Consider the following 13,693-nt stretch of genomic DNA (forward strand, 5'->3'; position numbering starts at 1 on the left):
TCACCCCTTCAAGCAATCATTCGCTTGCATACCACGTGTCGCAAAATACTCTTGCAACCACTTGGATGACGCTGGTTCGATTTTTGTGTGCCCATCAGATTCATTTGCCACGTATACTACCGGTTTAGGATTAGCTGCAGTTGCGACAACAAATGAAAAATCTTTAATATTTGTTGCACAACCCCAACCACCCTTTTTATTCATGGCCACTACCGAAATATCACCCGCTACTAACTGCCGCTCTCTCAATTGCTTATCTAATTGAAAGACTGCTTGGTCACAAGCAATCTGAGGACTCTTTCCTTCTTTCATCAACCGAACTATTTCATAGGACAAGCATCCCTTCATAATGTCTTCACCCAAACCCGTGGCACTAGCACCACCAACTTGACTATCCACATAAAATCCAGAGCCAGGAATCGGTGAATCTCCCACTCGTCCAGCCTTCTTCATAAAAAGACCGCTTGTCGATGTGGCAGAAGACATCGAACCCATAGCATCAAGGCAAACCATTCCAACTGTATCATGACCAGCGTATGGTTTAATCTCCTCTGCTTCTTGCTTAATTCTCTTTTCATAAAAAGCTTTAGCCCTTTTAGTCAGCATATTTTTTCTTTGAAATCCATTAATGCTGGCATATTTTTCTGCACCAGTTCCAACAAGAAAATTATTAACTTTTCTTTGAGATAGGCTTTTAGCAATCAACACAGGGTTGGCAAAATCCTTGACTGCCCCAATTGCCCCAATTGACAAAGTATCCCCATCCATGTATGACGCATCTAATTCGACCTCTTGTTCTTCATTCGGTAATCCACCATACCCAACTGATTTATAAAAAGGAAAATCCTCAATTTGCTTAACAGCCGATACCACCATATCAGCAGCTGTTTCATTAAAACTTAATTTTTGACTAACATTTTTAATACTATCTAACGACATGCTCCATGTAGCTATAATTCCCCACATATTAAATTCCTCTCGTTACTGTACATCACTTTTTTGTTCTTTAATTTGCCTTATCAAAGGAACAATTCCCCCTATCAAGTTAGCGTCATTATAGAAATGAGCACTGACTATTTCTGGAATCGTAATTGTTCGTTCAGATAATAATGTTACTTTATGCCATTTTTCAAACGAAACTCGTAATTGTTTGATTAAAATTGGTTGACTGCTAATTCCCCCACCAATCACGAATTTGTTCAAGTCAAGAATACTTTGAATGTTATACATTAGGAGTGCTGCTTGATCACAAAAGTCAACAAATGTCTTCCAAGCATATTCTTCACCAGCCATAATTGCAGCAAAGACACGTCTACCATCTTTTACGTTAGGCAAGCTCAGATGCGTTCCAATATCTTCAATCATCCCAACAGCTGATAAGAACGCTGCGGTTTGGTTAACACCTGTCTTGCTCTTATCAATAACCATAAAACTAGGTTCACTTGCAGCAAAGTGATTTCCTCTAATTAATTGACCATTCAAAAAGATTGAGGATCCAATTCCAGTTCCTAAAACAATCATTGCTGCATTATTTTCATCAGCAATACTCCCCTGCCATTTTTCAGCTAAAGCAGCACAATTACTATCATTTTCAATGGTAACTGGCATTCCATACTTTGTTTGCAGCTCGTTAAAGAACTCACTTTTTTCTAAAAAGGACAAACGAGCTGATGAAAGAAGCTTCTTAGCCAAGGGATCAACAACCCCCGGTAAACTAAATCCAATGCCTTGAATATCTTGTCCATGCAAATCAATAATTTTATATAGAGATTTTAAAAATTGGATCTCATCTTGTGTATTAATTGCATTGGTCCCCTTGATAATAATCTGACCAAACTCATTAACCAATGCATATTTAAGGTTTGTTCCCCCAATGTCTATTGATAGAAAATTCAACTTGTGGTCCTCCAATGGCTAATTATTTAAGATATACTCCCTTATAATTATGAGCAGGTCCAGCTGTATTTACAATCAAATCTTTAATTTTATTACTTTGCAAAAAGGAATTAGATCTTTGATACAGTGGAATCATTACCTGATCATTCATCAATATTTTTTCTGCTTTAACCATATTGTCCCAGCGAACTACCTCATTATTTGATGGATTGTTATTAATGTCATCAATTAGTTTATTATAACTTGAATTATCATATCCGCCAGCATTACCTGAATTTCCAGCCTGATAAAGATTTAAAAATGTGATTGGATCTGAAAAGTCAGCTCCCCAACCGGATATAACAATATCAAAGTTACCTTTTTCTGAGCGAGAAATTCTCACTGCCTTAGGGATACTCTGAACATCTACCGATAATCCTGGAAGGAGACTCTCCCATTTGCTTTGAATAAATGCAGCCGTTTGTTTTGAAGAATCATCATCATCACTCAAAAGTCCAACTTTCAGCTTAGAAACTCCAAGTTGTTTCAGCCCTTTTTCCCAATATTTTTTAGCAAGTGTCTTGTTATAGGATACACCACTCTTAACATATGCTTGACTGGCAAAATCCGCACCTGTTTTTGGATTCTTAGATAAATCAGCTGTTACGAATCCCTTAGCAGATAATGAACCGTCAGCCAAAACTTTTTTAGTGAGCTGATTACGATCTAAAACCAATGAAAGGGCTTTACGAATATTAACATTGTTGAATGCAGCTTTCAGATCACTGTCTGTTGGATTTTTAAGATTAAACTGCAGATAGATAGATGTTGCAGATTTATTTAAAACATAATTCTTGGATTTCTTTTTATTCGCAACTTGATTACCCAATAATTGAGTTTGATCCAATTTCCCTGTTTGAAACAAGTTTAAACCGGTTGATGGTGACTTAACTACTTGGAAGTTGATAGCTGTAAGATGAACCGCTTTTTTATCCCAATAGTTGCTATTTTTTTCTAATTTCCATTTTTCATTTGTTCCCTTCCAATTTTTCAAAATAAAAGGTCCATTCGAAATGGTTTTGGTTGAGTTGGTCCCATACTTAGAACCATATTTTTCAACTGATTGCTGATTTTGTGGATAAAATACAGGCATCGCCATCAATAATTTGAAATAAGAAATCCGATGTTCCAAAGTTACTTGAACTTTATATTTACCTAATGCTTGAATCCCTAACGTCTTATAGTTTTGCTTACCATTCATAATTGCATCGGCATTTTTGATTCCCGAATAAAGATAAGCATACTCTGAAGCTGTCTTAGGATTAACCGTTCTTTGCCAACCATAAACAAAATCTTTTGCAGTAACTGCCTTTCCATTACTCCATTTAGCATTCTTTCGCAACGTAAAGGTGTACACTAAACCATCTTTCGAAGTAGAAATTTTAGTTGCTAATTCCTTCTCAATTTTGCTGTCTTTACCTAATTGCAAAAAACCTTCACCTGTATTTTCTAGCATTTGCATGCTAGTTGTATCAGATGCATGTGCTGGATCCATTGTTGTAAGATCACTGCTTACAGCTAAATTCAAGACATGCTTGGTTTGCGTGCTCTTGTTACCACAAGCTGCTAGTAACCCTGTACATACTACCAAAGTTCCTAATAAAGCCCCAAAACGTTTCTTCGTTATCATAAAAACTAGCCCCCAATAATATTAATTGTAATTTAATCTACTTTTAATATATTAAATTATAATTAGAATAAAAGCAACTTAAATTTATAATTTTCCCATTTTCTAATAAAAATCTTTGTCTTCTCGCTCAGCTAATGCTCTCAATGTTAAATACTCCATGGTAATTATCTTCTTCCAATCCGATATTTTTAACCATTCATTCTCCTTGTGCGCTATCCCACGCTGACCCGGAAAAGACGGACCAAAAGCGACAATATTTGATAAAAAGCGTGCGTACGTAATCCCTGTCGTAGTCACAGGCGAGCCATCTTGCCCAGTAACATCTTCATAAACCTGCTGCATTATTTTAATCATCAGCATATTAGGTGAATGATAAAGTGGTGCAACTTCACGTACAATAGTCAACTGACTTTCACTTGGCATCTGCTTTTTTAATCTATCCAATAACTTCTGCTTGGTTAACTCAATGGGATATCGAATCGAAAAACAAATTTTGCTTTGATGTTTACTAAAAAGCATCCCATAAACACTACATTGTAATTTTCCAGAAGATTTACCAGTGAAACTAATATTTATTTTCTTCCCAGATGTGTCTGCAGTTGCTCGGTATAACCAATTCATTACTTCACCCAATTGTCCTGATAAAGATTGCTGTTCTACTGCCAACTTCAATAAAGCATTTTCTCCCAAGTCTGGTGCATTACTAGGCGATTTTTTCCCAAAATAATCCTTAATTTCTCCAGATGAAAATTTAATTTTAGCTTTATCTGGAATGTAGCTCGCTGAAAAATCGCCACTAACTTCTGACAAATTTACGTCACTGTTATCACTGATGTCAGTCGTTAGTGACAAACCAAGCATGCCTCTTTCTGCATAGACAACTGGATATTTACCATCTGGAGTAAAGCCCGCAATAGGAGGGTTTTCGCTTAAATTATAAGTTTTCATATCCCTACTGCCCGATTCTTCATCCGTTCCAAAAATAACTCTAATACTCTGTTTGGGCTTGAATCCTTCTTCTTTCAATAACGCTAAAGCAAATAATGCCCCCATGATTGGCCCTTTGTTATCCAATACTCCTCGCCCATACATGTAATCATCCTTTATCGCCAAATCAAAAGGATCTGTCTTCCATCCTTGTGCTGGAGCTGCTACTACATCTAAATGTCCTAAAGCTGCAACATAATCAACACTTTCTCCAGTTAATTCTGCCCACCCAACTTGATCGTTTAACTGTTTCGTTTTAAGCCCTAATTGTTCTGCAATTATTAAAACTTGCTGCAAAACCTTGCGCGGTTGTTTACCAAACGGTGCCTGAGCAAGGGGTTCCCCTTTAACACTGGGAATTTTAATAACCTTCTTCAACAATGTCTGATAATAAACCATGTTTTTATCAATTTTGTTCCTTAAGTCCTCTAACTTCATTTTTTGCACCCCTATCAAAGATTTTATTAGACAATTTTAATATTAACATATATTTTACTGCAAAAATTATTGTTTTCTAATAAAAGCATCTATTCGCTAATTCTCACTCTTAAAGGTTCAATATTATTGGTGTATTAAAAAAGCAATTTCATCATTTCCGGTTGAAGGGAATTAATAAGATTGCTTATGACAATATTCTCGAAAATTATAATTGAAAATTACTTACGATTTAGAACAAACACATAGTTTGAGTGAAATCCTTTCCATCTAATTACTAAAAATAAAGAGATACTCTGATCAAGAAACTTCACTGCTTTAATTATTAAATTAAGAATTATTTAGTTCACAATTAATTTATTCTATACACCTTAACTAGATCAAAATATTTTTTAAAATTATTAGCATTAATTTTACCGGTTTCTGGTTCCAGCGCATTTAAAATGCCCAGTGCCATAGAAGTTTTAATAATATCACTTGGACTTTTTCCTAATGTTATCCCTATTGCTAATCCTGCTAAAGAAGCATCTCCAGATCCAACAGGATTAATTGCTTTTACTTTAGGAATTTCCGCACGATATAAAACGTCGCGACACTTTACAATTGCTCCATTGCTTCCCAATGAAGTTGAAACCCAGGTTAGTCTAGAGAAGATCTTTGCTTTTAATGCCTTAATAACTTTCTCAGTATCATGGTCTGTAACTTCTTGATGAATCAGTATTCCTAATTCTGCAGCATTTGGCTTTATCAATAATGGCAATTGCTTCCCATTAATTGCATCAACTAATGATTGACCCGATGTGTCTAATATTACATCCACATGTTTCTTAGCAGCAGCCTTTATTAATTCAGCATAAAAATTAGCTTTAGTACCTTTTGGTAAGCTTCCAGAAATTGTTACTAAATTAACTTTTCCTAGTAAATAATTAAAATTTTCCAGAAATATTTTTTGCTCTTCTTCAGTAATTATTGGTCCTTTTTCTAATATTTCTGTCTGTAGATTTCCATCATGTAATAATGCGATTGAATTACGTGTTTCTCCTGCAGTATTTGTAAACTGACTTTCAATTTTTTCTTCTGCTAATTTATCGGAAATATATTCTCCAAAACGTCCACCCAATATTCCAGTAGCCATTACAGGCTGATTCATTTGACCTATTACTCGTGTTACATTTAGCCCCTTGCCTCCAGCTGTTTTATGAACTGCAATGGCTCGATTGACTTTGTTTAGCTGTAAGCTTGATAAATCATAGGCCATATCAATTGATGGATTCATTGTTACTGTCAAAATCATTCAATTCATCCCCTTTAATAATTAAATTTGTTTCAATTTAATTAGTTCTCCTGAAACTCCCACAATAACTCCTTTTGCAATTTTATCTTTTCTAATGGCATGTGCTGCTTGAAACTTATTTTTCTTAACAATCCATGTATTCTCTGAGCAGAAATTATTTGGTAAAGCTTGATTAGTTCCTTGTAATACCATTACAACCGCCTTAAATCCTTCTTGATGAACCTTTATGGGACTATAGTGCAGTGTATCACCATACATTTCAATTACTGTTCCTGCTGGAATGAAGAATAAAGTTGCATCTTTCGCCGCATTAAAGAACCCATTTATGATTTGATTTCTCTTTCCTAAAACCATTACGACATCCGTTAGCATAATATTGATTTCACTTCCTTGATGATACTCAACTGCTGAAAAGCTTTGAGTTTGTCCGGTACATTCTCCAGCCGTGAAATTCATTCCTGCGTAGATATCATATCCAATTTTCTCAATTGTTTCCATATTCTCTAAATAATTATTTGATGGATTATAAAAATTTCCATTTTTTGCACAACATATTTTTTTTCCAAAGAATTTTTTTATATCCGTTAAATCATATTCTTGTAATAAATTTCCATAATCATTAAACCCATTTTGATCAATTTTTTTAATTTGATATTCAGGATTTCTTTGTTGCAATTTTAGTAACATTTGTTTCTCTTGCATCTAATTACCTCACTTTACTATTTCAAAGAAATTTCATACTTCATCGTTTTCGTTTTTCCAGGAGCTAATTTATAACCTGATTCTTTTTTATTCCAGTCAACAGGATTACCGATAACGTCTGGTAATCCATTAAATGGTTCAATACACACAAATGCTATATTTTCCGTTTCCTTCGTCCACAAACAGATATTCGCAAAATCTTCTAAATTAATTATCACAAAATGGTCAGAATACACTGAAAATAATTTCACTTTTTTGACATTAGAATTTGAAATAATTCGTAGTCCTTTTTCAAATAATTTATAACTTAATTTGATTTTTTTATTTTCAGAGAAAAATTCGGCCTTCCCGGTTCTATACGGTACAGGATTTTTTATAATTTCATAACTTTCCAGTGGTAATTGAAAATCACCATCAAATTCTAAAAAATAATCATCGAATTTTCCTTTCCCATCTAATGGAACGTTAAACGCTGGATGCGATCCCAGCGAAAAGGGCATCTGTATAGTAGTATTATTTTTCACAGAAAACGAGATAGATAACCCACTAGATAAAAGAACAAAAGTTATCATTAGATTGAAAGCAAACGGATATAATTTGTAAGTTTCCGTATTTTCACTAACCGCAAAAGTTACTGTATTTTTTGTATGAGTTATAATTTTAAATTCTTGATTTGCTATAAAACCATGTTGAGGCATTTTATATTCTTTATTATTAAGTAAATATTTGTCTTGATTTGAACGACCAATTGCGGGAAATAACACTGGCGCATGTTTATTCCAACTCTCATTATTCCAAATATAATCAAAATCCTCTTGTTTTTCATACAGATGGATAAGCTGGGCTCCCACGGAATCAATTATCGCTTGAAAATTTTGATTTTCAATTGTGACAATCATATATTTCATCTCCTAAACTGGTATTAATTATTTCCAACAAATTTTTAATGCAAAAAAAGTAAGAGAAGCCCCCGATAAAATACACGTTTGCTTCTCTTACTGGGCAACGGCAACTACTTAAGCTTTTCAAACACTGAATTAGCAGTTTCCTGCAACACTTTATTTAACTCCTCAATATTTTTACGTCCCACAGTATCTAACCAGCGCTTTCCAGATTCATTACCTTCTTTGGCAAAAGGATCAACTGCACCTCTCCAAGTAGCTCGACCACAAAGAACCCCATTAAAAGTTGAACCTGATTGAGCCGCAAAATTCAATGTATCTCGAAATAATTGTGCACTAACCCCTGCACTCAGAAAAATAAACGGTATATTATTTGTTAGTTCCGCCTGTTTTTTGAAAAATAAAGCTGCCTCTCTTTTAGAATAAACACTTTTATTGTTTTCATTAAATCCTTCCACAAATGTCATATCAACTGGAACTTCCACCTTTAAAACATCTACTTGATACCGTTCTTGGGAAAATTCCTTAATCATTTCATTAACTTTATGTGGCTTGATTTTTGCATACGCTTGACTCTTTGTATTCAAAATTTTGGTATCATAAGACATTAATTCTAAGAAGAAAGGCAAATTTACAGAAGCACTCTCTGCCCCAATACGTTCAACAAATGCTTGTTTTTGACGATTTATCTCATTATCTTCATCGACATCATAGTAGAGCATAAACTTAACTGCATCTGCCCCAGCCTCTTTTAATTTCAAAGCAGACCAATCCGCTAATAAATCGGGCATTCTACCAGGAGCAGTTATATCATACCCCGTTTTTTCATAGGCAATTAACAATCCTGCATTTTCAGCACGTTTTTCTGCTGCTGGTAATCCATACTCTGGATCTAACAAAATTGCAGAAGCATATGGGGTTAATTCACTCGAAATCAATTCCTTAAATTCTACAATATCCGTTTCATTACTTGTTTCTCCTGCAGCTGAAGCCAACATTTTTTTCAATGAACCACGCTGATCAATAGCTAACGCTGAAATGATACCGTTTTCATTTGTAATATGTTCTAACCTCATTTTCTTTTCTCCACTACTATTAATTAAAGTATTCAACTAGTATCCCCCCTCAGTCATGATAATATCCTTCAGACCATAAATTCATTTCATGATCAAAAAAATGTGGATTATCATGTTGATCCGTATTGTCTTGTTCAACCTGATTGATTTTTTCTACCAGCTTTCTATTCTCTGCTGTTGCTTGATATTCAGTCTTTATAAATGCTGCCACAATATCTTCTGCCAAATGCTCCCCTACAACCGCTCCACCAAAGGAAATCACATTTGCATTTAATTTCTCTTTTGCGTACTTTGCAGATGCTACATCACCTACTAATGCAGCCCGAATGCCAATATTTTTATCGGCCGCAGTAGAAATTCCAACACCTGTGCCGCAAAGAACTACCCCGAGATCAGCTCTGCCATCCCGAACTAAATCAGCTACTTTTAACCCATAAATTGGATAATGTGTTCTCGTATTATCATAAGTACCAACATCAATTATTTGGTGTCCACTTGCTTTTAAGAAATCCGAAATTTGCATTTTAACATCTGTAACAATGTGATCGTTTCCAAGTGCAATAATCATAGTTCTATCCCTCCTAAATAAACTACAAATTTTTTAATACATTTTTTCTAGCATATCAAGCCTAATTTGGTGTCTACCACCTGCATAATCAACACTTAAATATGCAGTAACAATTTGTTCAGCAAGCCTTTCACCAACAATCCCTGCCCCAATTGCAATTGCCTTTGCTCCATTATGCTGCGTTGTCATATGTGCGGTATTTTCTTCGCTAACATTTGCAGTCACCATACCATGAACTTTATTACTTGCCATTGCTGACCCTAGTCCATATTCATCAAACATCACACCACGATCAGCTTTTTTATCCAAAATAATATGTGCAAGTTCCACAGATGAATCAATAAAATCATTTGCTGGTTTTTCTGATAAATCTAAAATCTCATAATCTTTTTGTCTCAAAAAAGTTTTAATATGTTCTTTTAAAGTAAAGCCATCTTTGTCTGCTGCTAATGCAATTTTCATTTGCTAAATCCTCCCATGTCTATAATTAATCAGTAACAACTATTGTCGTAAACTGTTGATAATGTTTAAGCTTTTCCTTGCCGATTTCTTTGTTTGTGATTAAACAGTCAATATCGTATAAATCATAAAATTTATAAAAATCATCTTTATTAAGCTTATGGTAATCAGCCACAATTATTTTCTGCTGTGCATTATTTAAAGCAATTCTTTGAGAATCACCTTCTTCCAAATTTGCGGTCATTATGCTATCACTGTGAATCCCATTTACTCCGATGAATGCATAATCAAATTTAAACTGCGATAGCATTGTGTTAGTCAAACCACCAATAAACGCTCCTGAACGTTCCCGATAAGCCCCTCCAATTAATATCAAGTCAACTTGTTCATTATCTTTCAATGTTTCAAAAATGGGCAAACTGTTCGTCACGATTCTTAAATCCTGTACACCTTCAATATACTTGCACATTAACTCTAGCGTCGTTCCTGGTCCAACATAAATAGTATCTTTATTCTTCATTAAAGTTGCTGCTTTTTGTGCAATCGCAATTTTTTCCTGAATATGAATTTCTTTTTTTTCATTATGCGAAAGTTCAGTTGAAGCATCACTTTGGATACTCTGTGCTCCGCCATGGATTCTAATAAGTTTGCCACTCTTAGTCAACTCATCCAAATCTCTTCTGATTGTCATATCTGATACTTTTAAATTTTCGATTAAATCAGTAACTGTTACAATTCCCCTTTGATTGACAGTTTCTAAAATAGTTAACAATCTTTCTTTTTTTAACAATTACTTGCATCCCTTTCATTTTTACGCATTTTATGTTTGTTTTTGTTTATTGTAGCACATAAAATCACCTAAATAAGGGTAATGCATTTCTAATAATGTTTATTCCTGTTTTAACTTGAACTTTAATCTAGCTTTATTCACTTAAAATTTATGTTTTATTCCAACTGCTTTATAGCAACAATACAAAGTTACTAGGGTAACAATAGTTTTCATAACCGTATTTGGAAAAATAGCAGCTACTGTATTTATTGATATAACAATCCCTGACCACCTCAATACTCGGTTTAATTCTTTGGAATACTCCACTGCAATCACCCCTCTAACTAATTATTCTCCTTGGATATTGCTGCATATTCTGTATTACGTTTCTTCATTTGGCCCGCATACCACCAAAAGATTAATCCATAAGCTATTAATGCCAAGACTGCGTACAACAAAAATGTTATCTCGCCAGTTGATGCTTTTCCTACTAAATAAGCAAGATACTGTTCAATTGGTCCCTCTTTAGTTGCCTCCGCAATTTGATGCCCTGCAGCACCCGATGGAAACGCTCCCACTTGTTTAGCAACTTGTGTTATAAACGGTGAAGATAAGGTTCCCGCCCAAAGAAAAATTGGCATTTCTATTGCACCAATAACAATCATTCTAATAATTTTCCCACGAGTGACAACTAATAACGCTGGAGTAACTCCCATTGCAATAATTGATCCTAAAGGCATGATGTGATTACCTGGGAGAACCAATGCTTCAATTAACAAAATTGGAGCCAAAAAGTTGGCTGCTGCCCAAACCTCAGCACGACCAGCAACGAAGGGCCAGTCAAGCCCAATATTGAAACGACGGCCTTTTAATCTTTTAGTAGCAAAAGTAGAAATGCCTTGTGATAACGGCTCTACAGCTGCAATAAACCAAGAACCAATTTGACTAAACAACTCTAAACAGACCCCACCTGTGAAAGCTAATGTAAAGATTTCTTTTGGATCTTGTCGTCCAATTAATCCAACAAAGACACCTAGATAACAGCCAATTGCAAAATGACTTCCCCAAAAACCAATTCGTTTATTCAACTCCGCTGAATCAAAATCATATTTATCGAGCCAAGGAAATAATTTATCAAATATTTTGTCAAAAACCATTATTATTGGATTCATCATGTAATTCAAATGAGTAGTGGTCATAGGATTATCATCTGGTGCGTCTAATAAATCATTAAAAGTTGGTTTCATTAAATCTGAATTTATAATTTTTAAAACCCCAACATAGATAATCAAAATTGTCGCAACAAATAAATTTGCTCCAAAGTACATTGCCATTAATGCTGTAAATGATAAATGCCAAATATCAAAAATATCAACATCCAAAGTATTGGTTTTTTTCAAAAATAACATAACAACATTGACTATAATCATTATTAATAAGAAGAATAGAGTATATGCTGAACCCCAAGTAATTGTCGCAAGTGGAGCCCACCCAACGTCAATTATTTTTAGCGAAATACCTGTTGACTTAACAAATGCATCCAGAGGCACCTGATATGCGGTAGTTAAAATATTTATAATGTCACTGATAGCTGTCAAAGCAATTGCGAGCTTTATCCCGCCTTCAAGAGCTCGTGTCCATTTAACTCCAAACGCTAACGCAATTATTGTTAATACGATTAACATAATTGGAGCAGCACCTAGATTTATAATTGGTTTAAAAATTGTGTTGGACACTTGAATTATTGTGTGTAACATTATTCCACCTTCCTTTTTCAGTAAATTTCAAATCAAAATTCATTTAAGGCCTTTCTCTTTAATAATTGCTTCAATCTTATCGTAAACCGGCTGGGCCATTGCCGGAATTCTGTACAAAATTGGTCCCGCGTCAATTACAGGTATTTCAAGTGTAAATCCCAAATCAGTTTTAGCTATTGGCGTGAAAATATCATAATGTGTAACCATATCCTCTGTGATGTCTTTTACCATAACTGCATCAGCTTTCACATTATATCCACGATTCTTAAATTCAGTTTCAATTGCATCTTTAATTTGATGGCTTGAGTTAACTCCAGCTCCACAAGCTGCTAAAATTTTAATCATAATATTCCCTCCTCGTATTATTAGATTTACCCTTTCAGTCAAATCTTTTATAAATTGCTGAGTTTTCAACTTTCTGTCTAAAAATTTAAAAAGTATAGTTTTATTCAGATATCCTCCTAACTAATCGAATAAAGGTAATACATAAATATGCCCTTTGAATTTTAGTTTGTCTCAAAAAGACAAACACTAGCGCCTAACTGAAATTATTATTTAAAAAATTAAAAATTACTATATCTTCATCTGCTTTAAAGAATGCTTTGAGCGAATTCTTTGATGTTGTTGTTAAAAAATCCATGATTTGAGCCAAAATATTGGATTGTCCTTCTGGATCATTATTTAAAATCATAAACAAAAAACTTACTTCTATCTTTTTTTGCGGTTCAATCATATTGTAAAAAGTTATTGGGTTTTTACATTTAATTGGAATCACTTGACACACATTCACGAATTTTCCCTCAGTGTGCGGAATTGCAACGTTTGGTAAATCAGGATCTACTACAGACAAATCAATACCAGTAGGAAAATTTTTTTCCCGTAATAACAAATTTTCCAAAAATTCTGGTTTTACCAACCCTTCAGCACTTAATTTGCTAAAAACCTCTTTAAAAACATCCTCCTTATTCTTTTGATCTGAAACAAAAGTATCTTTTACTACAAAAAGTTCTTTCTTTTCTAGTAAAGACAATTTCTCACCTTCTTTTTATGTTTGTTTTTGAACTACTTTTGTTTATTTTTGTTTACAAGGCAATAATAAGCGCTTTCAAAAAAGATGTCAAGCACATTTTCTATCTTTAAGATTGTACACAATCGATAATTTTAATTTATATATTGAAT

Annotated in this window: 14 protein-coding genes; all 14 read right to left on the bottom strand. The window is 34.2% G+C overall.

The window, feature by feature from the left end; all coding sequences use genetic code 11:
* A complete protein-coding gene (locus tag FFX44_RS06550; RefSeq protein ID WP_289979093.1) occupies window positions 1–966 on the bottom strand; it encodes a N(4)-(beta-N-acetylglucosaminyl)-L-asparaginase in 966 nt (321 codons plus the stop codon).
* Between the two features lie 15 nt (window positions 967–981).
* Complete coding sequence (locus FFX44_RS06555) at window positions 982–1,896, bottom strand: ROK family protein (RefSeq protein ID WP_289979095.1); 915 nt, start codon at window positions 1,894–1,896, stop codon at window positions 982–984.
* 22 nt (window positions 1,897–1,918) lie between these two features.
* Entirely contained in the window at window positions 1,919–3,565 is a 1,647-nt protein-coding gene (locus FFX44_RS06560) for a peptide ABC transporter substrate-binding protein (protein ID WP_289979097.1), read from the bottom strand.
* Window positions 3,566–3,667: 102 nt separating this feature from the next.
* The gene (locus tag FFX44_RS06565; RefSeq protein WP_289979098.1) at window positions 3,668–4,990 is read right to left on the bottom strand and encodes a Sapep family Mn(2+)-dependent dipeptidase; all 1,323 of its coding nucleotides are present in this window, start codon (window positions 4,988–4,990) and stop codon (window positions 3,668–3,670) included.
* A 349-nt stretch (window positions 4,991–5,339) separates the two neighbouring features.
* Window positions 5,340–6,281 (bottom strand): hexose kinase, encoded by a 942-nt coding sequence (locus FFX44_RS06570; RefSeq protein ID WP_289979099.1) that lies wholly within the window; start codon window positions 6,279–6,281, stop codon window positions 5,340–5,342.
* Window positions 6,282–6,302: 21 nt separating this feature from the next.
* Window positions 6,303–6,983, bottom strand: coding sequence for a DUF4867 family protein (locus FFX44_RS06575; RefSeq protein WP_289979101.1), 681 nt, complete (start codon window positions 6,981–6,983; stop codon window positions 6,303–6,305).
* A 17-nt stretch (window positions 6,984–7,000) separates the two neighbouring features.
* Window positions 7,001–7,882 carry an aldose 1-epimerase family protein gene (locus tag FFX44_RS06580; RefSeq protein ID WP_289979103.1) on the bottom strand — a complete coding sequence of 294 codons (882 nt, stop codon included), beginning with the start codon at window positions 7,880–7,882 and terminating at the stop codon, window positions 7,001–7,003.
* A gap of 113 nt (window positions 7,883–7,995) precedes the next feature.
* Window positions 7,996–8,997, bottom strand: coding sequence for a tagatose-bisphosphate aldolase (gene lacD / locus FFX44_RS06585; protein ID WP_289979106.1), 1,002 nt, complete (start codon window positions 8,995–8,997; stop codon window positions 7,996–7,998).
* Between the two features lie 13 nt (window positions 8,998–9,010).
* On the bottom strand, window positions 9,011–9,529 hold the full coding sequence (gene lacB, locus FFX44_RS06590; RefSeq protein WP_289979108.1) for a galactose-6-phosphate isomerase subunit LacB: 519 nt from the start codon (window positions 9,527–9,529) through the stop codon (window positions 9,011–9,013).
* A gap of 33 nt (window positions 9,530–9,562) precedes the next feature.
* On the bottom strand, window positions 9,563–9,991 hold the full coding sequence (lacA, locus tag FFX44_RS06595) for a galactose-6-phosphate isomerase subunit LacA (protein ID WP_289979109.1): 429 nt from the start codon (window positions 9,989–9,991) through the stop codon (window positions 9,563–9,565).
* Window positions 9,992–10,016: 25 nt separating this feature from the next.
* Window positions 10,017–10,778, bottom strand: a complete 762-nt coding sequence (locus FFX44_RS06600) for a DeoR/GlpR family DNA-binding transcription regulator (protein WP_289979110.1) — start codon at window positions 10,776–10,778, stop codon at window positions 10,017–10,019.
* Window positions 10,779–11,101: 323 nt separating this feature from the next.
* Window positions 11,102–12,514 carry a PTS transporter subunit IIC gene (locus FFX44_RS06605; RefSeq protein WP_289979111.1) on the bottom strand — a complete coding sequence of 471 codons (1,413 nt, stop codon included), beginning with the start codon at window positions 12,512–12,514 and terminating at the stop codon, window positions 11,102–11,104.
* Between the two features lie 39 nt (window positions 12,515–12,553).
* Window positions 12,554–12,859 (bottom strand): PTS fructose transporter subunit IIB, encoded by a 306-nt coding sequence (locus FFX44_RS06610; RefSeq protein WP_289979112.1) that lies wholly within the window; start codon window positions 12,857–12,859, stop codon window positions 12,554–12,556.
* A gap of 193 nt (window positions 12,860–13,052) precedes the next feature.
* Window positions 13,053–13,544: a PTS sugar transporter subunit IIA gene (locus tag FFX44_RS06615; RefSeq protein ID WP_289979115.1), complete on the bottom strand. Its 492-nt coding sequence runs from the start codon at window positions 13,542–13,544 to the stop codon at window positions 13,053–13,055.
* Between the last annotated feature and the right edge of the window lie 149 nt (window positions 13,545–13,693).

Source organism: Lactobacillus sp. UCMA15818 (genome assembly GCF_030400225.1).
Taxonomy (GTDB): Bacteria; Bacillota; Bacilli; order Lactobacillales; family Lactobacillaceae; genus Liquorilactobacillus.

What these genes read in the sequence shown, in the direction of transcription:
- FFX44_RS06575 (WP_289979101.1), bottom strand. Translation starts at nt 6,983, where the DNA reads ATGCAAGAGAAACAAATGTTACTAAAATTGCAACAAAGAAATCCTGAA.
- FFX44_RS06605 (WP_289979111.1), bottom strand. Translation starts at nt 12,514, where the DNA reads ATGTTACACACAATAATTCAAGTGTCCAACACAATTTTTAAACCAATT.
- FFX44_RS06610 (WP_289979112.1), bottom strand. Translation starts at nt 12,859, where the DNA reads ATGATTAAAATTTTAGCAGCTTGTGGAGCTGGAGTTAACTCAAGCCAT.
- FFX44_RS06565 (WP_289979098.1), bottom strand. Translation starts at nt 4,990, where the DNA reads ATGAAGTTAGAGGACTTAAGGAACAAAATTGATAAAAACATGGTTTAT.
- FFX44_RS06580 (WP_289979103.1), bottom strand. Translation starts at nt 7,882, where the DNA reads ATGATTGTCACAATTGAAAATCAAAATTTTCAAGCGATAATTGATTCC.
- lacA (WP_289979109.1), bottom strand. Translation starts at nt 9,991, where the DNA reads ATGAAAATTGCATTAGCAGCAGACAAAGATGGCTTTACTTTAAAAGAA.
- lacB (WP_289979108.1), bottom strand. Translation starts at nt 9,529, where the DNA reads ATGATTATTGCACTTGGAAACGATCACATTGTTACAGATGTTAAAATG.
- FFX44_RS06550 (WP_289979093.1), bottom strand. Translation starts at nt 966, where the DNA reads ATGTGGGGAATTATAGCTACATGGAGCATGTCGTTAGATAGTATTAAA.
- FFX44_RS06560 (WP_289979097.1), bottom strand. Translation starts at nt 3,565, where the DNA reads ATGATAACGAAGAAACGTTTTGGGGCTTTATTAGGAACTTTGGTAGTA.
- FFX44_RS06570 (WP_289979099.1), bottom strand. Translation starts at nt 6,281, where the DNA reads ATGATTTTGACAGTAACAATGAATCCATCAATTGATATGGCCTATGAT.